Here is a 26,359-nt window from a genome sequence, read left to right as displayed (position 1 = left end):
TCTGGATCACTCCAGCTGAGGAGGACTGTCCTCGCCCTGTGTGATCTGGGCCACTCGATCTTCACCCGTCCGCGGGGTCACCTCCCGGTGCCGAGGGTCCGCTCCGCCCAGGCCGCCACATCGGCCTTGGCCAGGGCCACCGCCAGCAGGTCGGGGAAGGCGTCGGGGGTGCAGGCGAACGCCGGGACGCCCAGCTCGGCCAGCGCGGCGGCGTTCTCGTGGTCGTACGCGGGGGCGCCCTCGTCGGACAGCGCCAGCAGCACCACCACCTGCACGCCCGCGGCCGTCATCGCCGCCACGCGGGCGAGCATCTCGTCGCGCACGCCGCCCTCGTAGAGGTCGCTGATGAGCACGAGCAGCGTGTCGGCGGGCCTCGTGACCAGGGATGCGCAGTGGGCCAGCGCCCCGTTGATGTCCGTGCCACCGCCCAGCTGGGTGCTGAAGAGCACGTCGACGGGGTCGTCCAGCTGGTCGGTGAGGTCCACCACGGCGGTGTCGAACACCACCAGCGACGTCCTCAAGGACCGCATCGTGGCGAGGACCGCGGCGAAGACGCTCGCGTAGACCACCGAGGCCGCCATCGACCCGGACTGGTCGACGGCGACGACGACGTCGCGCGCGGCCGTGGTGCGCCGCCGCCCCCGGCCCACGAGCCGCTCGGGTACGACCGTCCGGTGCTCGGGCAGGTAGTGCGCGAGGTTGGCGGCGATCGTCCGGTCCCAGTCGACGTCGCGCAGCTGCGGCCGGCGCGTGCGCGTGGAGCGGTCCAGAGCACCGGTGACCGCCTGGGTGGTCCGGTCTGCCAGGCGCCGCTCGACCTCGGCCACCACCTTCGCGACCACCGCCCGCGCCGTCGAGCGGGTGCGCTCGGGGATCGCGCGGCTCAGCATCAGCAGCGTTCCCACCAGGTGCACGTCGGGCTCGACCGCCTCCAGCAGCTCCGGCTCGAGGAGCAGCTGGCGCAGGCCGAGCCTGTCGACGGCGTCCCGCTGGACCACCTGCACGACGGTGGAGGGGAAGTAGGTGCGCAGGTCGCCCAGCCACCGGACGACGTGCGGCGCAGAGGACCCGAGACCCCCGCGAGCGCTGCGCCCGCCGCCCTGGGTCCGCTCGCTGTCGTAGACCTCCGCCAGCGCCGCGTCGACCGCGGCGTCCTCGGCTGACAGCCGCGCCCCCAGCGGCTCGGCCGCCGGCTCGCCGAGCAGCAGGCGCCAACGGCGCGCCCGCTCCTGCGGGTCGCCACCGGTCCCGTCGTCGGTCGGGCCGTCCACCAGGGCGTCGGTCATCGGGTGGCTCCCAGCAGCAGCAGCACGGTGTCGAGGACGGGATCGGCCAGGGCGGTGTCCACCGGCTCCTCAGCGCCCGCCGCCTCCGCGTGCGGCCCGCGGCGCACCCGGCGGCCCACGTCGCGCCGCTCGGTGGGGGAGAAGGACCCGAAGGTGCGCCTCAGCAGCGGGAGGACGTCGAGGAACGCGGAGGTGTCGAGCCGGGAGAGCCAGCTGTCGACGAGGGCGAGCAGCGCCTCGTCGTGGGCCAGCACCGCACCTCCGCCGGACAGGAAGCCCTCCACCCACCGGGCGCCCTCGCCCGGTGGTGTGCCCGGCGTCAGCGCCAGCGACAGGCGGGCGCCGACCTGGTCCGCGTCGAGGTCTCCGGCATCGAGCAGCAGCCGTGCCAGGCGTCCGGTGAGCAGGCCGTGGACGTCGGTGCGCGCGGCCAGCGACCGTGCGGTGGCCGTCCAGCGGCGCACCCCGTCGGCTCCACCGCCGTCTCCACCTCCGGAGCCGCCGCCACTGCTGCCGGCCCGCAGCCGCAGCGCGGCGTCGAAGCCGTCGAGCAGGTCGCGCAGGGCGCCGGCGGCGTCGTCGTCCACCCCGCGGACGGCGGCGGCCAGGCCCGCGCACGCGCGGACGGTGAGGGCGTCGGCCACGGCGCCCAGCTGAGGAGCCGCCGTGCCGCGCACGTCGCCGTACCGCAGCGCACGCACCAGGGGCGGCAGCGCGGCCAGCAGGTGGGCGACGTCCCCGTCGGCCGCGGCTCGCGCGTCGAGCGCGGCCAGCACGCGGGGGAGGGCGCCGCTCAGGTCGGCCAGGAGGCACGTCTCGACCAGCGACGTCAGCACCGGCAGCGTCGCCGAGGGCTCACCGGCCAGCTCCTCGGCGCGCCCGACCGCCGCCGGCTCCACGGCGGTGCCCCACACCGACGCCTCGACCAGCTCCACGGCCAGCTCGGGGCGCCAGGCCAGCGACCACGCCTCCTTGAACGTGCCCAGCGACCTGCCCTCCCCGCGCGCCGGCCGCCCCCAGGGCGCGCCCAGCAGCTGCAGCCGGTGCAGGAGGCGGGAGCGAGCGAGGTCGTTCGGGGTGCGCAGGTCCAGCACGAGCACCTTCTCCGCGGCGTCGGGCTTGAGCCGCAGCGACCTCGCGGTGCGCCGCAGGTCCGCCTCCAGGGGGGTGGTGGGGGCGTCCGGAGGGGCGACCCCCAGCGCCTCGCCCACCACGAGGCGGCGGACGACCAGGTCGAGCAGGTGGTCCTGCCCGTCCACGAGCGCCGCTCGGGTGGCCTCGGTCACCTCCTCCAGCCCGGCGAGGGGACGGCCGCGCAGCACCGCCAGCGACTCCGCCAGCCGCACCGCCTCGATGACCGAGGCCGAGGAGACCGGCAGGTCCTCCTCGCGCAGCACCCCCGCCACGGCGGCCAGCCACCGGGTCACCGGTCGGTCCGGCGCGGTGAAGAGGTGGTGGTACCAGCCGGGGCTGACCACCCCGGCGCCGTACCCGGACGACGCGGCGAGGCGGCCGTGCGTCCACGGCACCCACGTCAGGGCCACCCTCGCCTTCGGCATCCCGCGGAGCAGCTCCGCGTCAGCGCTGGCTGGGCCCAGCCTCGCCCCACCGGCGCCCAGGGCCGGCGCGTGCCACGCGCCGCACACCACCGCCACCCGCTGGTGGCCCTCCTTGAGCGCGCGGCGCAGCACCGTGCGCATGTGCGCCTCGCGCCGGCGCTCGTGGAGCGCCTCGGCGACGGACGCGGCGGGAGGGGCCTCCTCGCGCAGCGCCGCCATGGCCTCCGCGACGGCCGGGAACGGGCTGCCCTCGGTGCGGGACTCCACCACGTCGTCCCACCAGCGCTCGGGGTCGTCGTAGCCGGCCGCCCGCGCCAGCACCGCCAGCGGGTCGGTGCGCACGGGCGGCACCTCCTCCTCCGCGGCGCTGTCGTCCTGCTCCTCCGGGCCGGCCTCCTCCGCGGCCTCCCCAGCAGGAGGGGCGAGCAGGAGCGCGGCGGGCAGGTCGCAGAACCTCACCGGCACCCCGGCCGAGGTGGCCCAGTCCAGCGCCTGCCACTCCGGGCTGAACACGGCGAACGGCCAGAACACCGACCGGCGCGGCTCGTCCACCACGTGCGCCATCAGCGCGAGGGGCGGCTGCGTGCCCTCGCCGGTGATGAGCGGCACCAGGGGGTCTGCGTCGGCGGGGCCCTCCACGAGGACGACGTCGGGGCAGAACGCCTCCAGCTCGGCTCGCACCGACCGCGCCGACCCCGGTCCGTGGTGGCGCACCCCCAGCACGCGCACGTCCGGACCCGTCGCGGAGGAGGGACTGGTCACCCGCTGACCTCGCGGCAGGCGCGGTAGAAGTCGCCCCAGCCGTCGCGCTCGCGGGCCACCACCTCCAGGTACTCCGTCCACGCGACGCGGTCGGTGACCGGGTCGCGCACCACCGCGCCGACGATGCCGGCGGCGACGTCGCCCGCGCGCAGCACGCCGTCGCCGAAGTGCGCCGCCAGGGCCAGCCCCGCGGTGACCACGCTGATGGCCTCCGCCGTCGACAGGGTGCCCGAGGGGCTCTTCAGCGAGGTGCGGCCGTCGGAGGTGGCGCCCGCGCGCAGCTCGCGGAAGACCGTGACCACCCGCCGGATCTCCTCGGCCGCCGCCGGCAGCTCCGGAAGGGCGAGGGCCCGGCCCATCGACTCCACGCGGCGGCTGACGATGTCCACCTCGTCCTCGAAGGACGCCGGCAGCGGCAGAACCACCGTGTTGAAGCGGCGCCGCAGCGCGCTGGAGAGCTCGTTGACGCCGCGGTCGCGGTCGTTGGCGGTGGCGATGACGTTGAACCCCTGCACCGCCTGCACCTCCGTGCCCAGCTCGGGCACGGGCAGCACCTTCTCGGACAGCACGGTGATGAGGGCGTCCTGCACGTCGCTGGGGATGCGGGTGAGCTCCTCCACGCGGGCCAGCCGGCCCTCGCGCATGGCCGTCATCACCGGTGAGGGCACCAGCGCAGCCGGGCTCGGTCCCTCGGCGAGCAGCCGGGCGTAGTTCCAGCCGTAGCGGACGGCCTCCTCGGCGGTGCCCGCTGTGCCCTGCACGAGCAGCGTCGAGCTGCCGGAGACCGCAGCGGCGAGGTGCTCGGAGACCCACGTCTTGGCGGTGCCGGGCACGCCGAGCAGCAGCAGCGCGCGGTCGGTGGCGAGGGTGGCCACCGCCACCTCCACGAGGCGGCGCGGACCCACGTACTTGGGCGTGATGACGTGTCCGCCCGGGAGGGTGCCGCCGAGCAGGTAGGTCGCCACCGCCCACGGCGACAGCGCCCACCGGGGCGGCCTCGGCCTGTCGTCCGCGGCGGCGAGCGCCGCCAGCTCCGCGGCGAAGGCCTGCTCGGCGTGGGGCCGCAGCAGCTGCTCGGCCGTGCCGGGTGCAGGAGACGTGGGGGAGTCGGGGGTCTGAGCGGTCACCGGAGCTCCTCGAGCATCGCGTGGCGGAAGGACAGCACCCGGAGCAGGTGCCCGGGGGGAGAGGTCGGGTCGGGGTCGCCGAGGCGGCGCGCTGCAGCCGCACCTGCGCCGGCGGCCAGGCGCAGGGCCGCCGTGGCCGCCAGCGAGCGGTCCGCCCACGCCGCCCCCTCCACGGGGCGTGCGAGCCGGTCGAGGACGGCGTCGAGCAGCACGGCGGGCCAGGGGGTGGGCACGGCGTCGAGCACCAGCTGCACCGTCGAGGACGTCCTCGCGCTGCCGCGCAGCAGCCTCGCCGCGACGGCGCCCGCCTCGTCCGGGGGCAGCAGGGCCACGAGGCGCGCCACCTGCTGCGGGGGAGTGCGCGCGACGACCCCTGACGACTCACCGGAGCCCAGCAGCGCCCGCGCCCACTCGGCGTCCCCCTGCCGCGAGGCGGCGGTGACCCAGCCGCGGTGCAGGGGATCGCGCCAGTCGTCGTCGACGGGAGCGGAGACCAGCTGCTCCGGCGAGCGACCGGAGGCGGACGTCCAGGTGTCCAGCGGCGCCGCAGCGACCACCTGCTCGAGCGCCCACGCCCGCTCACCGGTGCCCTGGGGGCGCCGCTGCCCTCCCAGCCCTCCCAGCCCTCCCAGCTCGCGCAGCTCGTCCGCGGTCAGCGGCTCCGGGGGGACGACGACGATCCGCCAGCGCAGCAGGTGCCGCTCCGCCCGCACCGCGGCCCGCGCGCGGGCGGTCCACCGCTCCCGCAGGGCGGTGCCCGGGATGTGCAGGAGGAGCCGGGACGCCTGGGTGCGCACCGCCTCGCGCCGGTCGCGCAGGGCCTGCTCGAGCAGCGCCTCGTCCCAGGGGCCGGCGCCGTCGGCGAGCAGCGGCAGCAGGGCCTCGCGGTCCGCGCCGGACTCCTTCGCCCAGGTGCCCGCCAGCAGGGCGGTCCCCGCGGCCGGGTCGACGGCTCGGAGCGCGGCCAGCAGAAGGCGCCGCTCTGCCGCGGAGCCCGTGCCCCACGTGCGGGCAGCCGCTTCCGGCGAGGTGTCGGTCGGGCCGCCCGGTGCCTGTGCGTGGCGCCCGGCGACGCGCTGCCAGTCGGGTCGCAGCGCCGCGAGCCACCTGCCCCGCGCGCCCAGCGCCGGTGCGAGGGACGCGGCCAGGGCGGTGTCGCGCGCGGCGTCGGTCAGCAGGCGCGGGAGGTGCTCGGCGGGGAGCCGGCGTCCGTGCTGGGCCGCTGCCTCCAGCCACTCCCGCAGCAGCGCCGTGACCTCGTCGTTCCGCGGTGAGGCCAGCAGCAGCTCGAGCCGGGCGACCGCCGCCGGCGCCAGCGCGGATCCCTCGTCCGGACCCGTGGGCGTCGGCGCGGGCTGCTGGTCGTCCGGTGCGTCCGCCAGGGCCGGGGCCCGACCGGCGCGGCGCCAGGGCGCCAGCACGGCGGCGGCGTCCAGCAGCGCCCGCGCCGGGTCCTGCGCGGCGAGCGCAGCCAGGTGCTCCGCCGCGGGCGCCAGCGGCCCGGGCGCGGTGAGGAGCGACGGAGGCAGCGCGGCCCGGCGGCGGGTGCCGAGCAGTGCGCTCGCCGCGGCGTCGTCCCAGGCGCTCACGCCGCCACCAGCCGCTGCCCGTCGCGGACGGCGAGGAGCCGGACACCGCTGGCCTCCACCTCCACCGCCACCGCGGCGGGTCGCCCACCGGTCACCGCCAGGGCGCGCCACGGGGCGTCGTCGTCGCTGTGGACGAGCCGCGCCCGGCGCCCGGAGGCGTCCTGCAGGGCCCAGGCGCCGTCCGTGCCAGGCGGCACCAGTTGCACCGGTGACAGCAGCGCCGGCCACGAGGTGGTCCACGGGTCGGCGGCGACCGCGGCCGCGAAGGCGGCCGACGCCGCGGCGAGGTTCCCCTCGGGCCAGTCGGGCAGCGGACCCGGAGCACCGGTGCGCTCGCCCACCAGCACTCGCAGCGGCGCTGCCCCGGGGTGGTGGTGCACCACGGCCTCCACCGCGGTGCCGGGCACCAGCGAGACGTCGAGCGCACCGCCCCGCGGGGCGAAGGACAGGACCACCGCGGGGCGCTGCGCGCGGGTTCCCCACAGCCAGACCCGGCGGGTGGTCAGGGAGCCCTCCTCGGCGTCGCGCAGGGCGAGGACCTGCCACAGGTCCGCGGTGCCGGGACTCGCGAGCACGTCGTCGCTGCTGACCGGCTGGCCCAGCTCGCGCTGGACGCTGGCCCGCAGGGGACCGGGCAGGTCGTCGAGGCGGCCGTGCGCCGAGGTCACCAGTCGCAGCGCCGCGAGCTCCTCCAGCAGCCGGCCAGGCCAGCCCTCGCCCGAGGCGACCACGCCCGGCAGACGGCGCAGGCGGGTCGCCAGCCCGGGGGCCTGCGCGTCGACCATGCGCGCGGCCACGGCCTCGAACGGGGCGTAGCCGGCGGCGTCCAGCCCGGCCAGGCCCGCTCGGACCTGGTCGGCCAGCCACTCGTCCAGCTCGGCGACCCCGGCGGCCACCTTGTGCTGGCGGGCGGCCGAGGCGGAGCCGCGCCTGGCGGCCGCGCGTCCGTCGTCGTCCTGGGCGACGGAGGAGGGTGGTGCCGCGGCGGTGGCGGCCGACGCCTTCGTCGCGGACCTCTCGGCCTTCTCGGCCCGGCCGGTGAGCCAGGTGGCGGCCCAGTCCGGCGCCTCACCCGCCTGCACGGAGCCTGATGACCACAGCAGGAGCAGCCCGAGGGCGTGCTTGCACGGGAACTTGCGCGAGGGGCAGGAGCAGCGGAAGGCGGGACCGTCGACGCCGGAGAGGTCGACCACGGTCTGGTACGGGGTCTTGCCGCTGCCCTGGCACAGCCCCCACAGGGCCGCCCCGTGCGGCTGGCCGGCCCTGTGGCCGGTCTGCGTCCAGGCCCGCGGGGAGGCCTGCTTGCGGCCCGCGGCAGCGCTGCTGGGGTCCGGGGCCAGGGCGAGCACCTGCTCGACGCTCCAGGTCTGGGGCACGCGCCGCAGAGTAGGGCCGCCCTCCGACAGCGCCGCGAGGTCACCGCTGCGGCGAGCGGTCGGACGGGTGGCGAGCGGCCGGACGGGTGCTGACCCCGCACGGCGGTCGATGCCGTCACCACCGATCAGCGGCGTGGTGCTGGTCGGCCGCAGCCGGGGGGCGCCATGCTGCAGGGGCAGGCAAGTGACCACCCCCAGCAGAGGAGCCCCGTGAGCCCTCGCGACGCCGTCGCCAGCGCCTTCCGCCAGTACGCCACCTTCCGGGGCCGCGCCCGCCGTTCGGAGTTCTGGTGGTTCGTGCTGTTCACCGTGGTCGTCGGCATCGTCACCTCGACGCTCGACACGGCCCTGTTCGGCACCCGCTCCGACGACACCGGGCCCCTCAACGCGATCGCGAGCCTGGCGCTCCTCGTGCCCACCCTCGCCCTCGGCTGGCGGCGCATGCACGACACGGACCGGCACGGCGCCAAGTACCTCATCGGGCTCATCCCGGTGGTGGGCTGGATCCTCGTCATCGTCTGGGCGTGCCAGGACGGACAGCCGGGCCCCAACCGCTTCGGGCCCTCGCCCAAGGGCGGCCAGTGGACCCCTCCCGGGTACGGGCAGAAGGGCTACGAGCAGCCGGCGTACGGGCAGAGCTACCCGCCGGCTCCGCCGCAGCAGGGGTACGGGCAGAGCTACCCGCCGGCTCCGCTGCAGCAGCCGGGGCAGGGCGGCACCCCGGCCTGACGGTCCCCGGTGGCCGGTGCGCGCGCGGGCGACAGGATGGGTCCGGTGAAGACCCAGCAGCTCGGCCGCACCGGCCTCGAGGTCAGCAGCATCGTGCTCGGCCTCATGCGCATCGACTCCCTCGACGATGCGGCCATCGACGCCCTCGTGCGCACCGCCCTCGACGAGGGCGTCACCGTGCTCGACCACGCCGACGTCTACGGCGGCGACCACCTCTGCGAGCGCCGCTTCGCCGAGGCGGTGAAGCTCACGCCCTCCGAGCGCGAGCGCGTGCTCATCCAGTCCAAGTGCGGCATCCGCGACGGCTTCTTCGACTTCTCCACCGAGCACATCGTCAGCTCGGTGGACGCCTCGCTCAGGGCCCTGCAGACCGACCACCTCGACCTGTTGCTGCTGCACCGCCCCGACGCCCTCGTGGAGCCCGAGGAGGTGGCTGCCGCCTTCGACCAGCTCGAGGCCGCGGGCAAGGTCCGCCGCTTCGGGGTGTCCAACCACACGCCCTACCAGCAGGAGCTGCTCAAGACCGCCGTGCGCCAGCCGCTGGAGGTCAACCAGGTGCAGCTGAGCATCACCCACTCCTCACTCATCTCCACCGGCGTGGCCTCGAACATGGAGGGCCTGGAGCAGTCGGTGCACCGCGACGGCGGGATGCTCGAGCACGCCCGGATCCACGGCACGACGCTGCAGGCGTGGTCGCCGTTCCAGGGCGGCTTCTTCACGGGCGTCTTCCTGGGTGACCGCGAGAAGTACGCCGACCTCAACGACGTCCTGGACGAGCTGGCCGACGCCCACGGCGTCACCCCAACGGGCATCGCCACGGCCTGGATCACCCGGCACCCGGCCGACATCCAGGTGGTGCTGGGCACCACCAAGCCGGAGCGCGTGCGCGAGGCGGTGGCCGGCTCTGACGTCCGCCTGAGCCGCCAGGAGTGGTACCGCCTGTTCACCGCCGCGGGGTCGCTCGTCCCCTGACCGTCCCCGTCCGTGGTCGTGGACGCTGCTCCGGGTCCTGGAACCGGGCCGGGACCGGAGATCAGGACGACGACGGGGCCGACGGCCGGCGGGTGTTCTAGACCAGCGCCCGCCCGCCGTCGGCCTCCGCGCGGTACTCGCGGTAGACGGCCAGCGCCTCCTCGCGCAGCACGTCCGTCACCACGGTGACGCCCCGGGCCTCGAACTGCTCCGCCCAGTCGGCGCCGAGCGGCCCCTCGTCGAAGCCGGTGATCTCCTCCAGCTCCGGCCCCCGACCGGCCCCCGACCGGCCACCACGAGGCGCCGCACGCCCGACCACATCGCGGCTCCGCAGCACTGGACGCACGGCCGCCAGCTGACGACGAGCTCGTGCTCGGGCTGTCCGGGGCCGCCGAGGTCCCACGTGCCGGTGGCCGTCTGCGCCAGCCCCAGCACCACCACCTCGGCGTGCCCGGAGGAGATGCCCGTACCGAGCACCACGTCCACACCGGCGCTCACCACCTCGCCCGTGTCGCTGCGGACGACGAGCGCGGCGAACGGCCCGCCGCCGCCCTGGCGGTGGTTGCGCGAGGCGAGCCGGTGGACCACGGCCATCCGGCGGCACCCTGGCGCGGTCCGGTGCGGCGCGGGGCTTCCCACCACCGAGCCGCGCGGGAGAGGCTGGTGGGCGTGCCCCGTCTGACCCGCGACCGCGTCGCCCTCAACGCCATCCAGTGGATCAACGTCAAGGCCGACCCCTCCGACCCGGACAGCCCCGACCTGTGGCGCTACGCCGACCCCGACTTCCGGGCCGACTATCCCGGCGTCCTCGCCGAGATCAGGGACGCCGGGTTCGGGGCGGTGATGATGGAGGTGCTGGCCACCCAGACCCTGCAGGACTACGCGCTGATGGTCCGCGAGTCCGGGCTGGCGCTGGCTCCGGGATATGCGCAGATCGGCATCCCGTCCGACCACGACGTGCGCCTGGCTCCCGGCTCGGCAGAACGGGTCCACTGGTTCGACGGTGTGCGTCGCCGCGCGGAGGAGTCGGCGTACTTCGGGCTGGAGAGCGTCTTCATCGCGCCGGAGGTGGCGTGGGGGCCGAAGCACCCGCGCACCGAGGTGGGTGCGGCCACGGGTCTGGACTTCGACCAGGCCCGGCTGGACGAGGTCATCGACGTCCTCGGGCAGGCCTGTGAGGTGCTCGTGGCCGAAGGGGTGCGGCCGGGGCTGCACAACCACGTGGGCACCTGGGTGGAGACCGAGGACGAGATCGAGCAGGTGCTCGCCGCGATCCCCGCGGACCTGCTGGGGGCGTCCTTCGACGTGGGGCACCTGGAGTGGGCGGGGATCGACGCCGCGGCGATGCTGCGCCGGCACGCCGACCGCCTGCTCGACCTGCACCTCAAGGACCTCGACCTGGGGGTGGCCGCGGCCAGCCGCGCCACGCCCACCCCGTACCGGAAGGCCGCCGACAGCGGCATCTTCCTCGAGCCGGGACTCGGGCAGATCGACCTCGACGCTGTGCTGGCAGCGCTGCCGGGGGATTTCGGCGGCTGGGTGGTCATCGAGGTCGACAAGGCGTCCATGGCTCCGGACGCCTCGGCCCGGGTCAGCTGGGAGTGGGTCGACCGCTCGATCCCCGCTGCCTGACCCGGCGGGGAGCGGAGCCGGTCAGCCGACGCCGCTCATGAGCCGGTGGATCGGCCCGGCCACCAGCGCCAGGGCTACGGCGAGCGCGATCGCCACGAGGCCCAGCACGCTGAAGTACCCGGCCTGCCCCTCGGGGGTCCAGTTCCCCGCGAACACGCCGGCCAGCGCCGACCCGAGCGCGGTGGACAGGAACCACAGCGCCACCATCTGGGTGGGGAACGCCTTCGGCGCGAGCTTGGTGGACAGCGACAGCCCGACCGGCGAGAGCAGCAGCTCCGCCACGGTGAACGCCAGCAGCACCCCGACCAGCCCGAGCAGCGGCGCGCTGTGCGGCGCTGGGTCGGACATCGGCAGGAACAGCAGGAACGCCACGCCCATGACGCCCACGCCCGCGGCGAACTTCACCGGCGCGGACGGCTGGCGCGAGCCGAGCCGCGTCCACAGGGCGGCGAAGACGCCCGACAGCACGATGATGAAGACCGGGTTGATCGACTGCACCCAGGAGGCCGGCACGGTCCAGCCGAACAGCGACCGGTCGAGCTGGGAGTCGGCGAACAGCGCGACCACCGTCGACTGCTGCTGGTAGAGCGACCAGAACGCCACCGAGGCGATGAACATCGGGATGAAGGCGAGCACCCGGCGCCGTTCCACGGCGTCGATGCGGGAGCTGCGGAGCAGGAACGCGAAGTACGCCACCGACGCGACGGCGCAGGTCCCGGCGACGATGGTGGCGAGCCCGGCCAGCGGCAGCAGGCCGAGGAGGCCCGCCACCGCGATGACGACGACGACGGCGACCGCGACCAGCGCCCACCGCAGCCGCTGCGCGGCGGGGAGCGGGTCCGGCACGCGGGAGGCCTCCCCGCCGCGCAGGCCCCGCCGGCCGACGGCGTACTGCGTGAGTCCGAGCGCCATGCCGATGGCCGCCAGCCCGAACCCGACGTGGAACCCGACCTCGCTCTGCGCGAGGCCGGTCAGCAGCGGGCCGATGAGAGCGCCGACGTTGATGCCCAGGTAGAACAGCGAGAACCCGGCGTCACGGCGGGTGTCGCCCTCGGCGTAGAGGGTGCCGACCAGCGCCGTCGCCGTCGCCTTGACCCCGCCGCTGCCGAGCGCCACGAGCACCAGGCCGACGCCCACGCCGGCCAGGCCGGGCAGCACCGCGAGGGCGATGTGCCCGGCCATGACCACGCTCGCGCTCCAGAAGAGCACGCGCTCGCGCCCGGCCAGCCGGTCGGAGACCCAGCCGCCGACGATGGTCGAGAGGTACACCAGGCCGCCGTAGGCGCCGACGATGCTCGTGGCGGTCGCCTGGGGGATGCCGAGGCCGCCGTCGGCGACGGAGTAGTAGAGGTAGTAGGCGAGGATCGCCTGCATCCCGTAGAAGCTGAACCGCTCCCACATCTCCACGCCGAACAGGTGGGCCAGCGCCCGCGGCTGGCCCAGGAACCCGCGGTCCGCGGCTGCGGCGGCCTCGTCCTTCACGCTCACGGGGTTCTAGGTTGCCACCGGCACCTGGTCCTGGCCACCCGACCGTGATCATGGGACCTGCCGGCACCACTTGCCGTGATCATGGACGTTGCCGACGACGGGTCGGTGGTGGAGTCCATGATCACGGCTGTCGGTGTTGGTGACTCCCATGATCACGAGGGGTCAGCGGGGGGCCAGCTCCCGCTGGGCGGAGGTGTGCGCCGCGCCGCGGTGGCGGCCGGAGCGGGACAGCGCCCCCGGCCACCAGGCGCGCCGGTCCAGCAGCGTGAAGAGCGCCGGCACCAGCAGCGTCCGCACGAGGAGAGTGTCCAGCAGCACGCCCAGGCCCACGATGATCCCCAGCTCCGTCAGCGTGATGAGCGGCAGCACGCCCAGCACGGTGAAGACCGCCGCCAGGAGCACGCCGGCGCTGGTGATGACGGCCCCGGTCACCGAGACGCCCACGACCACGGCCTCCCGGGTGCCGCGGGCCGGCACCTCCTCGCGCACGCGCGTGACGAGGAAGATGTTGTAGTCCACCCCGAGGGCGACGAGGAACAGGAACGCCAGCAGCGGCACACCCGTGTCCAGCCCGGGGTAGCCGAGCACCGACGTCGCCAGCCAGTTCCCGGCGCCGAGCGCGGCGAAGAAGCTCGCCACCACGGTGGCCACCAGCACCAGCGGCCCGACGACGGCCCGCAGCAGCACCACGAGCACGGCGAGGACCACCAGCAGCACCAGCGGGGCCACCACGCGCAGGTCGCGCTCGGTGGCGGTCTTGACGTCGAGGTCGCTCGCGGTGCTGCCGCCCACCAGCGCCCCGCCCGGCACGTCGCTGACGGCGGAGCGCAGCCGCTCCACGGTGGCGATGGCCGCAGGGCTGCCCGGGTCGCCGTCGAGCACGGCGGTGACCTCGGTGATACCGGTGCCCCCGCCGGTGCCTGCGGCCTGTCGCCCGGCGCTCGCCGACGCCACGCCCTCGCTGGCCGAGGCCGCATCCACCACGCCCTGGACGACCGCCGGGTCCGTGCTGCGCACGATGACCCGCGCCGGGTCGGCGGCGCCCGCCGGGAACCCCTTCGCCAGCGTCTCCAGCCCGTCCACCGACTCCGCCTGCACCCGGAACTGCTCGGTCTGGCTGAGCCCGAGCCGCGCCCCCGAGAGCCCCGCGGCCATCACCGCGAGGACGGCGACGGCGACCGCCACCACGCGCCACGGCCTCTTCACCACGGCCCGCCCCACGCGCGACCACGGCCCGCTCAGCGAGGTCTCCGCGGAGCCGACCTTCGGCACGAACGGCCAGAACACCCCGCGCCCGCACAGCACCAGGGCCGACGGCAGCACGAACAGCGCGAACAGGGCCGCCACCGCGATGCCCAGCGCGCCGAACTGCCCGACGCTGCGGTTGGAGCCCAGCACTGCGAACGACAGCGCCAGCAGCGACAGCACCACCGTGCCAGCGCTCGCGGCGATGGCGGGGGCGGCGCCGCGCCAGGCCCGGGTCATGGCGAGGCGTCGGTCTGGCTCGCGCCGCAGCTCCTCGCGGTAGCGGGCGATGAGGAGCAGGGCGTAGTTGGTGCCGGCGCCGAAGACCAGGACGTCGGCGATGCCGCCGGTGGACGGGTCGAGCACCAGGCCGAACGTGCGCGAGACCACCGCGAACAGCGCCGTCGCCGCAGCGGCCGAGGCGCCGACCACGGCCAGCGGCACGAGCCAGAGCACCGGGCTGCGGTACGTGACGAGCAGCAGCGCGGCCACCACGAGCACCGTGGTGAGCAGCAGCGTGAAGTTCGCGCCGTCGAACGAGGCGGCGATGTCGGTGGTGAACGCCGCGCCGCCGGTGACCTCGGCGGTGAGCCCGTCTGGCAGTTCGGCGGTGGCCGAGCGCACCTCGGCGCGGATGTCCTTCACGGTGTCCGCCAGCGCCTCGGTGCCGCCGGCGGTGCTCAGGGGCACGGCGACGAGCGCCGTCGTCCCGTCCTGCGAGACCACGGGTGGCGCCACCCGGCCGCCCTCGGCGACCTGGGCCAGCTGCCCGGAGAGCTGCTGCAGCGCCGCGGTGTCGCCAGCCTGCAGACCGCCGTCGCGGCGGACGACGACGAGCGCTGACGTCGCGTCAGCGCCCGGCAGCTGCTTCGCCAGCTCGGCCACCTGGACCGAGTCCGCGCTGGACGGCAGGCCGGCGCTGACGCCGTTCCCGCGGTCGGGGGAGGGGGCGAACGCCAGCAGCCCGACCACCACCAGCAGGCCCAGCACCACCGACGCCCAGGCGCTGCGCCGTCCGACGGGTGCTTGCAAGACGCTTCTCATCAAAACCTCTCGATGGTCGAACTATTCGATGAGTGAGATGATGGGGTCCTGCGGTGGCGGACGCAAGGCGAGGGAGGATGGTCGGCGTGGCGGGGCACCAGGACGACGATGCGCGCCTCCGGCTGCAGCGCGCCCTCGTCGACGACGTCCGCACGCTCACCTACCGGACGCAGCACCTCGCTCACGCCTTCGCCGAGCAGCAGACGATGCATCCGACCGACCTCGAGGCGATGGTCCACGTCATGCAGGCCGAGACCGACGGCGACCCGCTGACCGCCGGTCGCCTCGCCGAGGCGCTGAACCTCAGCTCGGCCGCCACCACCAGCGTCGTCGACAGGTTGGAGCGGGCCGGTCACGTGCAGCGCGAGCGCGCCGAGACCGACCGGCGCCGCGTGCACCTGCGCATCACGCCGGCGGCGATGGGCGTGGCCGGGGCGTTCTTCGGTCCGCTCGGCCGGCGCACGGACGCGGTGATGGCCCAGTTCAGCGAGGCCGAGCTGTCAGCGGTGCACCGCTTCCTCACGGGCTTCAGCCGGGCGATGGAGGACGCCGAGCGCGAGCACCGCTCAGGAGCCGCCGAACACCTGACCCAGGGCGCTCCCCAGGCGTGACAGGCCCTCGCGGGTGCGCTCGGGGGAGTGGGTGGTGAAGGACAGCCGCAGCGTCGAGCGGTCGGGCGCTCCGGCGTAGAACGGCGCCCCGGGCACGAAGGCGACGTCGTGCTCCAGCGCCGCGGGCAGCAGGGCCGCGGTGTCGACGCCCCCGGGCAGGCGCGCCCACACGAACATGCCGCCGTCCGGGTCGGTCCACGTCGACCCCGGCGGCAGCACCGACGGCAGCGACTCCAGCGCGGCGTCCCGGCGGGCGCCGTACGCGGCGCGCAACCCGGCGACGTGCGCGTCGAGGTCGGTGGCGGTCAGGTACGCAGCTGCCGCGGCCTGGTCGACCGTGGAGGTGTGCAGGTCAGCGGCCTGTTTGGCCACCGCCAGCCTCGCCCGCAGCTCCCTCGGGGCGCGCAGCCACCCGAGCCGCAGGCCGGGGGCGAACACCTTGGACAGGCTGCCCAGGTAGACCGCCCGGCCCTCCAGCGCCGGCTGGGAGGCCAGCGGCGCGAGCGCCTCACCGCGGTAGCGGAGCTCGCCGTACGGGTCGTCCTCGACCACCCAGGTCGGCCGGTCGGCCAGCAGCGCGGCCACCTCGGCCCGCCGGGAGGCGCTCAGCGTGCGCCCGGTCGGGTTGGCGAACGTCGGGACCAGGTACACCAGCGCGGGGGAGTGCTCCTCCAGCACCCGCTCCAGCGAGGCGGGCACCACGCCGTCGTCGTCGCTGGCCACGGGAACCACGCGGGCCCCGGCCAGTGCGAAGCCCTGCAGGGCGGCCAGGTACGTGGGCTCCTCGACCGCGACGACGGCGCCCGGGTCCAGCAGCGCGGTGCTCAGCAGGGCCAGCGCCTGCTGCGAGCCGGTGGTGATCAGCACGTCGTCCGCCGTCGTCGCGAGGCCACGTCCGCTCGTGCGGGCCGCGAGGAGGGCGCGCAGCTCGGCGCTCCCCTCGGTGGGGGCGTACTGCAGCGCGGTGCGCGCTCCCGGGCCGGACAGCACGGCGTCGAAGGCGGCGCGCACGCCGTCGACGTCGAGCAGCTCCGGGGCCGGCAGGCCGCCCGCGAAGGAGATGACCTCCGGCTGGGAAACCAGGGCGAGCAGGTCCCTCACGGGCGAGCTGGCCACGCCGCGCAGGCGCTGCGCCAGGGGGAGGGCGGGGGCGGCGAGGGGCCGGGTGCTGGTCACGACGGGAGCTCCACGAGTCAGGGGGACCGGCGCCCGTCAGCCCGCGGGGGTGGTCAGCGGGGCAGCGCCACGAGGAGTCCTGGTCGAGGACGGCTCCAGCGTACCGACCGCGGCTGGGGCGAGCGGTCAGCCGAGCCAGCGGCGGCGGCGCGGCGCCTCCGCGGAGGTCGCCGGGTCCTGTCCCAGGGCCTGCGCGGCCTCGGTGACGTCCTGGGCCCACAGCGCCATGACCTCGTCGCGCTCGAGCACCTCGACGTCGTCCTTCGCCGACCGCGTCAGCCGCAGGGCCTGGCGGTTGAGCGACTGCTCGAACAGCGTCCGCACGAACCGCGCGTTGCCGGAGTCCTCCCCGGAGCGCAGGCCGGAGAGCACCTGTCGCAGCGCCTCGGAGGCGCCCGGCGCCATCGCGTACTCGTGCTCGGCCACCACGAGGGAGAAGATCTGCTCCAGCTCGTCCACGGAGTAGTCGGGGAAGGTGATCTCCCGCGCGAAGCGCGAGCGCAGCCCCGGGTTGGAGCGCAGGAACGCCTCCATGAGCCGCGGGTAGCCGGCCACGACCACCACGAGGCGGTGGCGGTGGTCCTCCATGCGCTTGAGCAGCACCTCGATGGCCTCGGGGCCGAAGTCGAGGCGGCCTTCGCCCTCGGGCGCCAGCGAGTACGCCTCGTCGATGAACAGCACGCCGTCGAGCGCGGACCGGATGACCCGGTCGGTCTTGATCGCCGTGGCCCCGACGTACTGGCCCACCAGCCCGGCGCGGTCGACCTCCACGAGGTGGCCCTTGGCCAGCAGTCCCACCGCGCGGTACATCTCGGCGAGCAGCCGCGCCACGGTGGTCTTGCCGGTGCCGGGGTTGCCGAGGAAGACGAGGTGCTGGGAGGTCGCCACCTCGGGCAGCCCGTGCTCCTTGCGGCGGGCCTGCACCTGGAGGAAGGCGAGCAGCGCCCGGACCTGCTCCTTGACGTCCTCCAGGCCGACGAGCGCGTCGAGGTCGGCCAGCACCAGCGCGAGCGGTCGCGCCGGCGGCGTGGGCCCCCCGAAGAGCACACCGACCCGCTCCTCCACCCCGCGCAGGCCCGGGCCGGGCAGGCGGTCTCCGAGCTTCTCCCCGAGCTGTCCAGCCTTCTCGCGCAGGCCGTCGAGGGGGTTGCGGGGCGGGGCCATGCTTCGAGCGTAAGGCGGCGATCAGCGCCCCCGCCCGCTCGAGCACGGCCGGAGAGCGTTCCAGGAGTCCACGATCGCAGGAGGAGGCGGGGAAGGCGTCCCGCCCGGGTCGCCCCTACCGTGGGGCAGGTGCCGCTGCCCGACGCTGCCAGCCAGATGGTCCCGCCGCTCATGCGCCTGCTGCACTTCAACCGGACGTTCGTCACCGAGCAGGGTGCGCACGACCGCATCCGCGAGGCGACCCTGCGCCCGGCCGCCTATGGGCTCCCGCGCAGCCTGCGCCGGGACGTGCGCGTCGACGTCGTCCACGACCGCGGCTGGCCCGTCTACACGCTGACCCCCACCGCCGGCCCCGACGGCTTCGACCGGCTCGCGGGCGGGGTCGTCTACGCCCACGGCGGCGGATGGGTCAACGAGATCGTCCGGCAGCAGTGGCACCTGGCGGCCACCGTCGCGGCGGAGGCGGGCGTGGTGGTGACCGTGCCGATCTACCCGTTGATCCCGCACGGAACGGCCGGACCCACTCGCGACCGCGTGGTCGAGCTGGTCCGGGCCAGCACCGAGGAGCACGGCCCCACGGGCGTCATGGGCGACTCGGCGGGAGGGCAGATCGTGCTGTCCGCCGCGCTCGCGCTGCGCGACGAGGGCCTCCGGCTGCCCCTCACCCTCCTGGTCTCCCCGGCGCTCGACCTCACCTGGAGCAACCCGCGCATCCCCGTGGTCCAGCCCACCGACCCGTGGCTGGCCACGCCAGGGGGCCGGGTCCTCGCCGAGGCCTGGCGCGGTGACCTGCCGCTCACCGATCCTGCTGTCAGCCCCCTCTTCGGAGACCTCACCGGCCTGGGGCCGCTGACGGTGTTCACCGGTACCCGTGACGTGCTCAACCCCGACGCGCACCTGCTGGTCGAGAAGGCCCGCGCCGCCGGTGTGGAGGCGGAGCTGCACGAGGCCCCCGGCCAGCTGCACGTCTACCCGATGCTCCCCACGGCGACGGGTCGCGCCGCCGCCCGGGTGCTGGTGGGGCGGGTGGCCCGCGCTCTGCGCCCCTGAGCCGGCCCCTCAGCCGGGCTGGACCTGGCGGCGCACGGCGTCGACGTCGACCACTGACTCGACGGTCCTGATGCGGCCGTCGGCCAGCCGGTAGAAGGCGTGCTCGGCGAAGGCGACGCGCCGGCCGCCGGTGTCGACCCCGCGGAAGGGGCGCGCGGGCGTGCAGTCGAACCACAGCCGCGCCGCGAGGTGGTCGCCGCTGACGACCAGCGCCTGAACGTCGTAGCGCAGGTCAGGGATGACCGCGACGTCCTCGCGCAGCAGGTCGGCGAACTGCCCACGGGTCATCCGCCGGCCGTCGTGGGTGACATCGTCGTGGACGACGGCGCCCAGCTCCTCCCAGCGCCTGGCGTTGAGGGTCGCGACGTAGCGCCGGTAGACGGCCTCTGCGCCCGTGTCCGTCGGGGTCGTCGCAGCAGCCATGCGGGGAGCCTCGCACCGCCGGCGGGAACTCGCTGGACCGGAGCGCACCCCGTCCTCACGATGGCGGCATGACGACGACGAGCACCGCCGCGCTCGTCCTGCTGTGCGGCTGCTCGTCCTCCGGCAAGAGCACGGCCGCCGCTGTGCTCCGCGACGGCCTGGGCGCCGAGGTGGTCTCCCTGGACGCCATCAACGCCGAGCGCGGGCTCGACGGCGGTCGGGGCATCGCGGTGCGGGAGTGGGTGCGCACCAACGACGAGGCGCGGACCCGCGCGGCTGCGCTGCTCCGCGGCGGACGGGTCGTCGTCGTGGACGACACCGCCTCCCTGCGCTTCCTGCGCGACGCGTGGCGGGAGGTCGCCGCGCGGGCCGGCGCGCGCTTCGTGCTGGTGCACCTGGACGTGCCGCACGCCGTGCTGCGGGCACGGGTGGCGGCGAACAGGGCCAGCGGACGGCGCAGCGACGTGACCGACGCCGTGCTCGAGGAGCACCTGGCCAGCTTCGAGCCGCCTGCCCCGGAGGAGGCGGCGCTCGTCGCCCTCCCCGACGACGACGGTGGTCAGCTCCTCGCGCGGGTCCGCAGCGCGGTCGCCATCCGCGTGAAGTAGACGCCGTACGCCCCCGTGGTGAGGGCCGCTCCGCAGGCGACCACGCCCCAGACGAGGTCGCGGCTCGCGCTGGTGAGCAGCAGCACCAGGAGGCCGGCCAGCCCGACCGCGCTCAGCGCCGTGGCGAGCCAGGTGTCGATGCGCCGCCGGAAGATCCGCGCCATCGGGTAGAAGTGCACGCCCACGACGAGCGCGATCGCCGGGAGCACGAGGTCCGGGCGTCCGATGCCACCGAGCACGTTGGCCGCCACGACGATCAGCACCGCCTCGGCGGTGAAGACCCACCCGAAGGCCATCCCGGCGCGCTTCTGCCAGCGCTGCTCCTCGGGCGTCGTCGCGGTGCTCGCCCGCCCGCGCGTCCGTGCCAGCCTCACCGCGGTGACGACGAACCACGTGCTCGCCAGCACGCCCACCGCCGTGATGGCGGTGCCGAGCGCACCCGGCCAGGTGCCGAGGGTGTTGGCGCTCCACGCGGTGGTGAAGACGGCCATCAGCACGAGGCCGACGACGACGCCGTCCAGCAGGCCGCGGGGGACGGAGGATTCCTCAGGCACCCGTCGACGCTAGCGGTGGACGCTGCGGTCGGGGAGCCCACTCGGTTCCGCCGTGCGCGATCGTCTGGTGCGCGACGGGGTAGGGGAACGGGGTGGAGCACCAGGACGACGTCGACGGCCGCCTCGCGCAGGCCGCCCACCGCCACAGCGGACCCCTGGCCGGCGCGGCCCGCTGGTGGTTGCGCACGCGTCGCGAGTACGAGGAGCTGGGCACGGACCCCGAGCGGCGCGACGAGCGCCCGCTGACCGGGTACGCGCTGCTCATGGGCGGCTACGTGATCAGCACGGTCACCGCGGCCACCCTGGTGGCGCGCCGCCGTGGCGACGCGGCACTGCCGACACCCGCAGACCTGGCGCTGCTGTCGGTGGCGGTCTTCCGGACCACCCGCACCCTCGCCAAGGACGCCGTCCTCTCACCTCTGCGCGCGCCGTTCACGGTCTTCTCCGGACCCGCCGGCCCGGGCGAAGTGCTGGAGCAGCCGCGACCGGGGGCGGTGAGGCACGCCGTCGGCGAACTCATCACCTGCCCGTTCTGCCTGGGCCAGTGGGTCGCGACGGCTTCGCTGGTCTCGTTCGCGGCGGCGCCGCGGGCCACGCGGTGGGTCGCCACCGGCATGACGGTGGTGGCTGCGGCCGACGCCCTCCAGTACGCCTACGCCGCGCTGGAGGAGACGGAGGGCTGAGGTTCCGCCCGGGGCACCTTCAGAGCGGAGGTGCTCCGGGCAGCAGCGGGTGGACCGCTCGTGCCAGGCGCTCGCGACGAGAGGCGGCCCGCCCCTCCTGCAGCGGCACGCGCCGGGCGGCGCGGGCCGAGGCCGTTCCCCAGGACAGGGCGATGACGGCGTCGAGGAGCGCGAGGCGCGCCCGGGGTCTGTCGCCAGCCGCGAGCGCCAGGGCGGTGAGCGCGTGGACGACGTCGACCCAGGCGCCGTCGGCCAGCGTCGCGCGGCTCGGAGTCCGCCCCGAGAAGCCGGCCTGGAGGAGGTGTCGGGCACCGAGGACGCGCACGACCGTGCGGGAGCGGGGGTCGGGGTCGTGCTCGCCGACCAGGCGCAGCACCGGGCCGGGCGCCACCAGCAGCAGCGTGCCCCAGGTGGCCCGCGCCCCCTGCAGCACCTCGCCCGCGGGTCGCGGCCGTCGCTGCTCGCTCATCGGCCCAGCCACCGCCGCGCCCGTGCAGAAGGCGCTGCACGACGTCGCTGGACCGCCCTCGCCGTCGTCGTCACCGCGGTGAGCGCTCCGGCCACCGCCCCGAGGGTGAGCGCCGCGGTGCCCGCGGCGTCGACGGCGTGGCGGCGCTGCTGCAGCCACACCTGCGGGCTCCAGCTCCACGACTGGTCGTCGAACTCGCCGCGCGCCCCGGCGTCCCCGGGGACCGGCGCGTCGAGGTAGTCGCCGCGCATGGTCGAGCGGGGCTGGTCCGTGAGCTGGCCGTCCACTCCGGTGCGGGCCAGGTACCGGTCGACGAACCAGGGGGCGGCCCAGCTGCCGAGGATCGTGTACACGGTCGACTCGCCCACCCACGTCCGCCGTCGGGGGTGGTCGACGACCTCGGCAACCACCTTCGCGCACGCCTCCGGCTGGTAGATCGGGGCGACCGGCTGGGGGTGGTTCGGCATCGTGGTGCGCACCCAGCCGAACTGCGTGGTGTTCATGCCGGGCATGTGGACCATCGAGACCTGGACGCGGCTGCCCTCGTGGCGCAGCTCGGTGATGACCGACTCGGTGAAGCCGACCACGGCGTGCTTCGCTCCGCAGTACGCGGCCTGCAGGGGGATGCCGCGGAACGCGAGCGCCGAGCCGATCTGGACGACGTGGCCGCGGTCGCGGGGGCGCATGCGGTCCAGCGCCGCGCGCGTCCCGTGCACCTGGCCGAAGTAGGTGACGGCGGTGGCGCGCTCGAAGTCGTCGGGGTCGGTGTCCGAGAACGGGGAGAAGACGCTGGCCATGGCGTTGTTGACCCACACCTCGACCGGGCCGAGCTCGGCCTCCACGCGGGTGGCGGCCGCCTCGACCTGCTCGCGGTGCGCGACGTCGCAGACCACGCCGATGCCGCGGCGCCCCGCGGCGGCCACGTCGGCGACCGTCGCGGCCAGCCCGTCACGCCCCCGGGCGAGCACCGCCACGTCCCAGCCGCGGGCGGCCAGCTCGCGCACCACGGCCCGGCCGATGCCCGCCGAGCCGCCGGTCACCACCGCCACGCCCCGCGGTGATCGGGGAGCGGACAGGTCGGATGCGGCGGTCTCGGCGAGCTCGACGGGGACTGCGCCGGGGGCGGGGGTGTGGGTGCTCACACCCGCCAGCCTGCGGGTGCGAGCGCACGAGCGCCCGTCAGAGGATCAGAGGATGAAGAGCATCTCCTGGTAGGTCGGCAGCGGCCACAGGTCGTCGGCCACCACGGTCTCCAGCTCGTCGGCGGCCGCGCGGACCGCCGCCATCGCCGGGAGCAGCACGTCACGGGCGTGCAGCGCGTGCCCGGCGGAGCCGCCGTCCGGGTGCTCGGCCACGGCCGAGCGCAGGGCGGCGACGGAGGTGCGCAGCGCCGCCAGCGGCGTGGAGACCGCCTCGAGCAGGGAGGTGTCGGCCTCCACCCCGGCGGCCTTGAGCGCGGCGACGTTCTGGGCCAGCTCGGTCTGGTAGCGCAGAGCGGCGGGCAGGATCATCGTCGCGCCGATCTCCAGGGAGAGCTTGGCCTCCACGCCCACCGACAGCGCGTACTGCTCCAGGGCCACCTCGAAGCGGCTGTGCGACTCCTGCTCGGAGAGGACCCCGTACTTCGAGAACAGCGCCAGCGACTCCGGGGTGATGAGCTCCGGCAGCGCGTCCAGCGTGGTCTTGAGGTTCTTCAGACCGCGGGCGGCGGCCTCGACCTGCCACTCCTCGGAGTAGCCGTCGCCGTTGAAGATGACCGCGCCGTGGTCGGAGACGATCTGCTCGAGCACCTTCTGGACGGCGTGGTTGAACTCCTCGCCGGCGGCCAGCTTGGTCTCCAGCTCGGTGGCCACGTGGTCGAGGGACTCGGCGACGATCGTGTTGATGGTGATCATCGGCGGGGCGATCGACTGCAGCGAGCCCGGCGCGCGGAACTCGAAGCGGTTGCCGGTGAAGGCGAACGGGCTGGTGCGGTTGCGGTCGCCCGGGTCGGTGGGGAGCACCGGGAGGGTGTCGACGCCGATGGTCAGCGTGCCCTTCTCCTTGGACGACGTCGCGCCTCCCTTGGCCACCTGGTCGAACACGTCGGCCAGCTGGTCGCCCAGGAAGATCGAGATGATGGCCGGCGGGGCCTCGTTGGCGCCCAGGCGGTGGTCGTTGGTGGAGGAGGCCACCGACGCGCGCAGCAGGCCGCCGTGCAGGTGCACCGCGCGGATGACGGCGGCGCAGAACACGAGGAACTGGGCGTTGTCGTGCGGGGTGTCACCCGGCAGCAGGAGGTTGCCGACGTTCCCGCCGCCGAAGCTGAAGTTCACGTGCTTGCCCGAGCCGTTGACGCCGGCGAAGGGCTTCTCGTGGAAGAGCACCTCCATGCCGTGGCGCTGGGCCACCTTGCGCATGGTGACCATGAGCAGCTGCTGGTGGTCGGCGGCGAGGTTGGCCTGCTCGAACATCGGGGCGATCTCGAACTGGCCCGGGGCGACCTCGTTGTGGCGGGTCTTGGCGGGCACGCCCAGCTTGAACAGCTCGCGCTCGGCGTCGAGCATGAACGCCAGCACGCGGTCGGGGATGGACCCGAAGTAGTGGTCGTCGAACTCCTGGCCCTTGGGCGGCTTGGCGCCGAACAGGGTGCGACCGCAGTTCAGCAGGTCGGGGCGCGACAGCGAGAAGCTGCGGTCGATGAGGAAGTACTCCTGCTCGGGACCGGCGAAGCTCACGACGTTGCCGGGCTCGATGTGGCCGAACAGCGCCAGCACGCGCTTGGCCTGGTCGGCCATGGCCTTCTGCGAGCGCAGGAGGGGGGCCTTGAGGTCGAGGGCCTCGCCGGTGAAGGAGACGAAGACCGTCGGGATGCAGAGGGTGTTGCCGTTGGCGTTCTCGAGGATGTACGCGGGGCTCGTGACGTCCCAGGCGGTGTACCCGCGGGCCTCGTACGTGGACCGCAGGCCGCCGTTGGGGAAGCTCGACGCGTCGGGCTCGCCCTGGACCAGCGTCTTGCCGGCGAACTCCGCGATGGAGGAGCCCTCGCCGTCCGGCTCCAGGAAGCTGTCGTGCTTCTCGGCCGACCGGTTGGTCAGCGGGTAGAAGACGTGGGCGTAGTGCGTGGCGCCCCGGTCCATCGCCCAGTCCTTCATGGCGGACGCGACGGCGTCGGCGACGCTCGGGTCCAGCGGTGCGCCTCCCTCGATGGTCGCCATCACCGAGCGGAACACGGCCTTGGGCAGACGGGCCTGCATGACGTCGCGGGAGAAGACGTTCTGCCCGAAGATCTCACCGGGCGCCTCGTGCGCGGCGAACGACGGCGCCGGCGGCACGTAGGACTTGACGGCGTTGATGGCGTCCAGGCGGGCGGCGCTGCCGCTCATGCGTTCTCCTCAAGGTGGTCGCGGCCCCGCTGGTCGTGGCCGCTGTCAAGCGCGCCCAGACCGTAGGTGCCTCGCATCTCGGGAGTGTTTCGTGCGCGTTCCAGCCCTGGGTCGCTCCGGTGACCCCCGCGCGTCGCGGTCGCTCAGGCGGGGGAGGTGCGGTAGTCGAGGACGAGGCACCCCGTGGGGGAGGCCTCGCTGCGCAGCAGCTCCAGCCGGACGCCGGTGAGGCCGTCCAGCAGCCTCCCGCCGCTGCCCGCGATCGCCGGTGCCACCACGAGGCGCAGGACGTCGACGACGCCGGCCGCGAGCAGCGCCCGGGCGAGCGTGGTGCTCGCGTGGACCCCGACGTCCCCGCCGTCGGCCTCCTTCAGCGTCCGCACGAAGGCCACCGGGTCGCCCTCGACGGCGGTGGCGCCCGTCCACGCCGGCTCCAGCGGTGAGGAGGTGACCACGTGCTTGGTGACGCCGTTGATGAAGGTCGCGAAGGGCTCCACGTCGCTCGTGGGCCAGTACGGCGCCCACTCGTCGTAGGAGCGGCGCCCGAGCAGCACGACGTCCTGGGTGGAGATGACGTCGGCGAGGTTCGCGTCGAGAACGTCGTCCCACGCGAAGAAGCGGTCCGGCGACTCCGCGACGCCGTCGAGCGACAGCAGCTGGTACACGACGACCCTGCGCACGGCCTCGCCCCTCCCGCAGCCGGCCCCGCCGCTCTGGCCTCGACGGGTGCCCGGTCACCGCATCTTCGCCACAGCGCTCGCCGACGTCCACCCCCTCTGCGTGGCGAGGGCCGAGCGCAAGGGCCGCACGCGCGCCGAGGTCGACGATGCCGTCCGCTGGCTCACCGGTACGACGACGGCCTCGGGTGGGCGTCAGGCGGGGCGACGGGTGCTGAGGATGTGACCGGTGCCGTCGGCCAGCTCGGCGCTGACGAGCTGCGGGTGTCTCAGCAGGGTCTCGCGCACGCGGGTGACCGCCGCGCGGTCCTCGGGGGAGTGGTAGCGGCCCAGGTCCATGTCATCCACCACGAGCACCCCGCCTGGTGCGACCGCGGCGATCGTCAGGTCCAGCCCCGTCCACTTGCCGCCGAGCGCGTCGGCGAAGACGAGGTCGAAGGTGCCCAGCCCCGGCAGCAGGGCGACGGCGTCTCTGGTGAGCACCGTGACCGGCAGGTCGGTGCCGCGCACCAGGTCCGCCAGGTCCTCGTCCAGCTCGATGGTGACCACCTCGACGTCGTCGCGGCCCACCAGGCCCGAGGCGATCCACGCCGTGCCCACCCCCACCCCGGTGCCCAGTTCGAGCACCCGCCCGCCGGGCCTCACAGCCGCGGCGAGCACTGCGAGCAGGGGGCCGGTGGGCGCGCAGCACGAGTGGGCGAAGGAGCGCTCGACGGCACGGCGCTCGGCGGCGAGGACGACGTCGGGGACACCTGGCGCGCTCACCGGCC

General features: G+C 75.1%; 24 protein-coding genes and 1 pseudogene. 8 read left to right on the top strand and 17 right to left on the bottom strand.

Annotated elements, in window-relative coordinates:
- Positions 1–77: 77 nt before the first annotated feature.
- From FMM08_RS17515 to FMM08_RS17495, 5 genes are read right to left on the bottom strand one after another with little or no spacing between them, the layout of a single operon-like run.
- The gene (locus FMM08_RS17515) at positions 78–1,286 is read right to left on the bottom strand and encodes a VWA domain-containing protein (RefSeq protein WP_147927665.1); all 1,209 of its coding nucleotides are present in this window, start codon (positions 1,284–1,286) and stop codon (positions 78–80) included.
- Complete coding sequence (locus tag FMM08_RS17510; RefSeq protein ID WP_255472533.1) at positions 1,283–3,607, bottom strand: DUF5682 family protein; 2,325 nt, start codon at positions 3,605–3,607, stop codon at positions 1,283–1,285. The genes FMM08_RS17515 and FMM08_RS17510 overlap by 4 nt, the downstream gene beginning before the upstream one ends.
- Positions 3,604–4,734 (bottom strand): ATP-binding protein, encoded by a 1,131-nt coding sequence (locus tag FMM08_RS17505; protein ID WP_147927664.1) that lies wholly within the window; start codon positions 4,732–4,734, stop codon positions 3,604–3,606. The genes FMM08_RS17510 and FMM08_RS17505 overlap by 4 nt, the downstream gene beginning before the upstream one ends.
- On the bottom strand, positions 4,731–6,323 hold the full coding sequence (locus FMM08_RS17500) for a DUF5691 domain-containing protein (RefSeq protein ID WP_147927663.1): 1,593 nt from the start codon (positions 6,321–6,323) through the stop codon (positions 4,731–4,733). Before FMM08_RS17500 ends, FMM08_RS17505 begins: the two co-directional genes overlap by 4 nt.
- A complete protein-coding gene (locus FMM08_RS17495; RefSeq protein ID WP_147927662.1) occupies positions 6,320–7,699 on the bottom strand; it encodes an SWIM zinc finger family protein in 1,380 nt (459 codons plus the stop codon). Before FMM08_RS17495 ends, FMM08_RS17500 begins: the two co-directional genes overlap by 4 nt.
- Positions 7,700–7,909: 210 nt before the next feature.
- On the opposite strand from FMM08_RS17495, the gene FMM08_RS17490 reads away from it, so the two are divergent.
- Together FMM08_RS17490 and FMM08_RS17485 are read left to right on the top strand one after the other, a co-directional pair.
- Entirely contained in the window at positions 7,910–8,428 is a 519-nt protein-coding gene (locus tag FMM08_RS17490) for a DUF805 domain-containing protein (RefSeq protein WP_147927661.1), read from the top strand.
- A 45-nt stretch (positions 8,429–8,473) separates the two neighbouring features.
- On the top strand, positions 8,474–9,400 hold the full coding sequence (locus FMM08_RS17485; protein WP_222710892.1) for an aldo/keto reductase: 927 nt from the start codon (positions 8,474–8,476) through the stop codon (positions 9,398–9,400).
- Between the two features lie 97 nt (positions 9,401–9,497).
- On the opposite strand, the pseudogene FMM08_RS24165 reads toward FMM08_RS17485, so the two are convergent.
- A pseudogene (locus FMM08_RS24165) lies at positions 9,498–9,997 on the bottom strand (tRNA-specific adenosine deaminase); the annotation flags it as partial.
- A gap of 72 nt (positions 9,998–10,069) precedes the next feature.
- Between FMM08_RS24165 and FMM08_RS17475 the strand changes: the two are divergent.
- Positions 10,070–11,032 (top strand): sugar phosphate isomerase/epimerase family protein, encoded by a 963-nt coding sequence (locus FMM08_RS17475; RefSeq protein WP_147927660.1) that lies wholly within the window; start codon positions 10,070–10,072, stop codon positions 11,030–11,032.
- A gap of 21 nt (positions 11,033–11,053) precedes the next feature.
- Here FMM08_RS17475 and FMM08_RS17470 read toward each other — a convergent pair whose 3' ends face one another.
- Positions 11,054–12,433: a peptide MFS transporter gene (locus FMM08_RS17470; RefSeq protein ID WP_439653571.1), complete on the bottom strand. Its 1,380-nt coding sequence runs from the start codon at positions 12,431–12,433 to the stop codon at positions 11,054–11,056.
- A 249-nt stretch (positions 12,434–12,682) separates the two neighbouring features.
- Positions 12,683–14,797 carry an MMPL family transporter gene (locus tag FMM08_RS17465; protein ID WP_255472531.1) on the bottom strand — a complete coding sequence of 705 codons (2,115 nt, stop codon included), beginning with the start codon at positions 14,795–14,797 and terminating at the stop codon, positions 12,683–12,685.
- A 98-nt stretch (positions 14,798–14,895) separates the two neighbouring features.
- Here FMM08_RS17465 and FMM08_RS17460 point away from each other — a divergent pair, with 98 nt between their 5' ends.
- Entirely contained in the window at positions 14,896–15,420 is a 525-nt protein-coding gene (locus tag FMM08_RS17460; protein WP_222710890.1) for a MarR family winged helix-turn-helix transcriptional regulator, read from the top strand.
- Here the strand turns inward: FMM08_RS17460 and FMM08_RS17455 are convergent.
- The gene (locus FMM08_RS17455) at positions 15,376–16,596 is read right to left on the bottom strand and encodes an aminotransferase-like domain-containing protein (protein WP_222710889.1); all 1,221 of its coding nucleotides are present in this window, start codon (positions 16,594–16,596) and stop codon (positions 15,376–15,378) included. The genes FMM08_RS17460 and FMM08_RS17455 overlap by 45 nt on opposite strands.
- A gap of 126 nt (positions 16,597–16,722) precedes the next feature.
- Positions 16,723–17,760, bottom strand: a complete 1,038-nt coding sequence (locus FMM08_RS17450) for an AAA family ATPase (protein WP_147927656.1) — start codon at positions 17,758–17,760, stop codon at positions 16,723–16,725.
- Between the two features lie 129 nt (positions 17,761–17,889).
- On the opposite strand from FMM08_RS17450, the gene FMM08_RS17445 reads away from it, so the two are divergent.
- Entirely contained in the window at positions 17,890–18,810 is a 921-nt protein-coding gene (locus FMM08_RS17445) for an alpha/beta hydrolase fold domain-containing protein (RefSeq protein ID WP_255472530.1), read from the top strand.
- 9 nt (positions 18,811–18,819) lie between these two features.
- On the opposite strand, the gene FMM08_RS17440 is transcribed toward FMM08_RS17445, so the two are convergent.
- Positions 18,820–19,233: an ester cyclase gene (locus FMM08_RS17440; RefSeq protein WP_147927655.1), complete on the bottom strand. Its 414-nt coding sequence runs from the start codon at positions 19,231–19,233 to the stop codon at positions 18,820–18,822.
- 68 nt (positions 19,234–19,301) lie between these two features.
- Here FMM08_RS17440 and FMM08_RS17435 point away from each other — a divergent pair, with 68 nt between their 5' ends.
- On the top strand, positions 19,302–19,841 hold the full coding sequence (locus FMM08_RS17435; RefSeq protein ID WP_147927654.1) for a P-loop nucleotide/nucleoside kinase family protein: 540 nt from the start codon (positions 19,302–19,304) through the stop codon (positions 19,839–19,841).
- Here FMM08_RS17435 and FMM08_RS17430 read toward each other — a convergent pair.
- Positions 19,793–20,395 (bottom strand): hypothetical protein, encoded by a 603-nt coding sequence (locus tag FMM08_RS17430; RefSeq protein ID WP_147927653.1) that lies wholly within the window; start codon positions 20,393–20,395, stop codon positions 19,793–19,795. The two genes, FMM08_RS17435 and FMM08_RS17430, sit on opposite strands and share 49 nt — an antisense overlap.
- A gap of 179 nt (positions 20,396–20,574) precedes the next feature.
- Here FMM08_RS17430 and FMM08_RS17425 point away from each other — a divergent pair, with 179 nt between their 5' ends.
- The gene (locus FMM08_RS17425) at positions 20,575–21,078 is read left to right on the top strand and encodes a DUF1360 domain-containing protein (protein WP_439653570.1); all 504 of its coding nucleotides are present in this window, start codon (positions 20,575–20,577) and stop codon (positions 21,076–21,078) included.
- A gap of 19 nt (positions 21,079–21,097) precedes the next feature.
- On the opposite strand, the gene FMM08_RS17420 is transcribed toward FMM08_RS17425, so the two are convergent.
- From FMM08_RS17420 to FMM08_RS17405, 4 genes are all read right to left on the bottom strand, one after another.
- Positions 21,098–21,547 (bottom strand): hypothetical protein, encoded by a 450-nt coding sequence (locus FMM08_RS17420; RefSeq protein WP_147927652.1) that lies wholly within the window; start codon positions 21,545–21,547, stop codon positions 21,098–21,100.
- Complete coding sequence (locus tag FMM08_RS17415; RefSeq protein ID WP_222710911.1) at positions 21,544–22,623, bottom strand: SDR family oxidoreductase; 1,080 nt, start codon at positions 22,621–22,623, stop codon at positions 21,544–21,546. Before FMM08_RS17415 ends, FMM08_RS17420 begins: the two co-directional genes overlap by 4 nt.
- A 111-nt stretch (positions 22,624–22,734) precedes the next feature.
- Positions 22,735–24,912, bottom strand: coding sequence for a glutamine synthetase III family protein (locus tag FMM08_RS17410; protein ID WP_147927651.1), 2,178 nt, complete (start codon positions 24,910–24,912; stop codon positions 22,735–22,737).
- Positions 24,913–25,055: 143 nt separating this feature from the next.
- Positions 25,056–25,592 carry a dihydrofolate reductase family protein gene (locus FMM08_RS17405; protein ID WP_147927650.1) on the bottom strand — a complete coding sequence of 179 codons (537 nt, stop codon included), beginning with the start codon at positions 25,590–25,592 and terminating at the stop codon, positions 25,056–25,058.
- Positions 25,593–25,638: 46 nt separating this feature from the next.
- Here FMM08_RS17405 and FMM08_RS17400 point away from each other — a divergent pair, with 46 nt between their 5' ends.
- Positions 25,639–25,815: a DUF2200 family protein gene (locus FMM08_RS17400; RefSeq protein WP_147927649.1), complete on the top strand. Its 177-nt coding sequence runs from the start codon at positions 25,639–25,641 to the stop codon at positions 25,813–25,815.
- On the opposite strand, the gene FMM08_RS23145 is transcribed toward FMM08_RS17400, so the two are convergent.
- Positions 25,785–26,354, bottom strand: a complete 570-nt coding sequence (locus FMM08_RS23145; RefSeq protein ID WP_187279825.1) for an O-methyltransferase — start codon at positions 26,352–26,354, stop codon at positions 25,785–25,787. The genes FMM08_RS17400 and FMM08_RS23145 overlap by 31 nt on opposite strands.
- Between the last annotated feature and the right edge of the window lie 5 nt (positions 26,355–26,359).

The organism is Quadrisphaera setariae (assembly GCF_008041935.1).
Classification (GTDB): domain Bacteria; phylum Actinomycetota; class Actinomycetes; order Actinomycetales; family Quadrisphaeraceae; genus Quadrisphaera; species Quadrisphaera setariae.
This window is presented reverse-complemented; position numbering and strand designations above follow the sequence as displayed.

Bases quoted from the DNA above. Each gene is read 5' to 3' on its own strand.
- FMM08_RS17515 (WP_147927665.1), bottom strand. From the start codon at position 1,286: ATGACCGACGCCCTGGTGGACGGCCCGACCGACGACGGGACCGGTGGC.
- FMM08_RS17470 (WP_439653571.1), bottom strand. From the start codon at position 12,433: ATGTGGGAGCGGTTCAGCTTCTACGGGATGCAGGCGATCCTCGCCTAC.
- FMM08_RS17450 (WP_147927656.1), bottom strand. From the start codon at position 17,760: ATGGCCCCGCCCCGCAACCCCCTCGACGGCCTGCGCGAGAAGGCTGGA.
- FMM08_RS17440 (WP_147927655.1), bottom strand. From the start codon at position 19,233: ATGGCTGCTGCGACGACCCCGACGGACACGGGCGCAGAGGCCGTCTAC.
- FMM08_RS17435 (WP_147927654.1), top strand. From the start codon at position 19,302: ATGACGACGACGAGCACCGCCGCGCTCGTCCTGCTGTGCGGCTGCTCG.
- FMM08_RS17420 (WP_147927652.1), bottom strand. From the start codon at position 21,547: ATGAGCGAGCAGCGACGGCCGCGACCCGCGGGCGAGGTGCTGCAGGGG.
- FMM08_RS17410 (WP_147927651.1), bottom strand. From the start codon at position 24,912: ATGAGCGGCAGCGCCGCCCGCCTGGACGCCATCAACGCCGTCAAGTCC.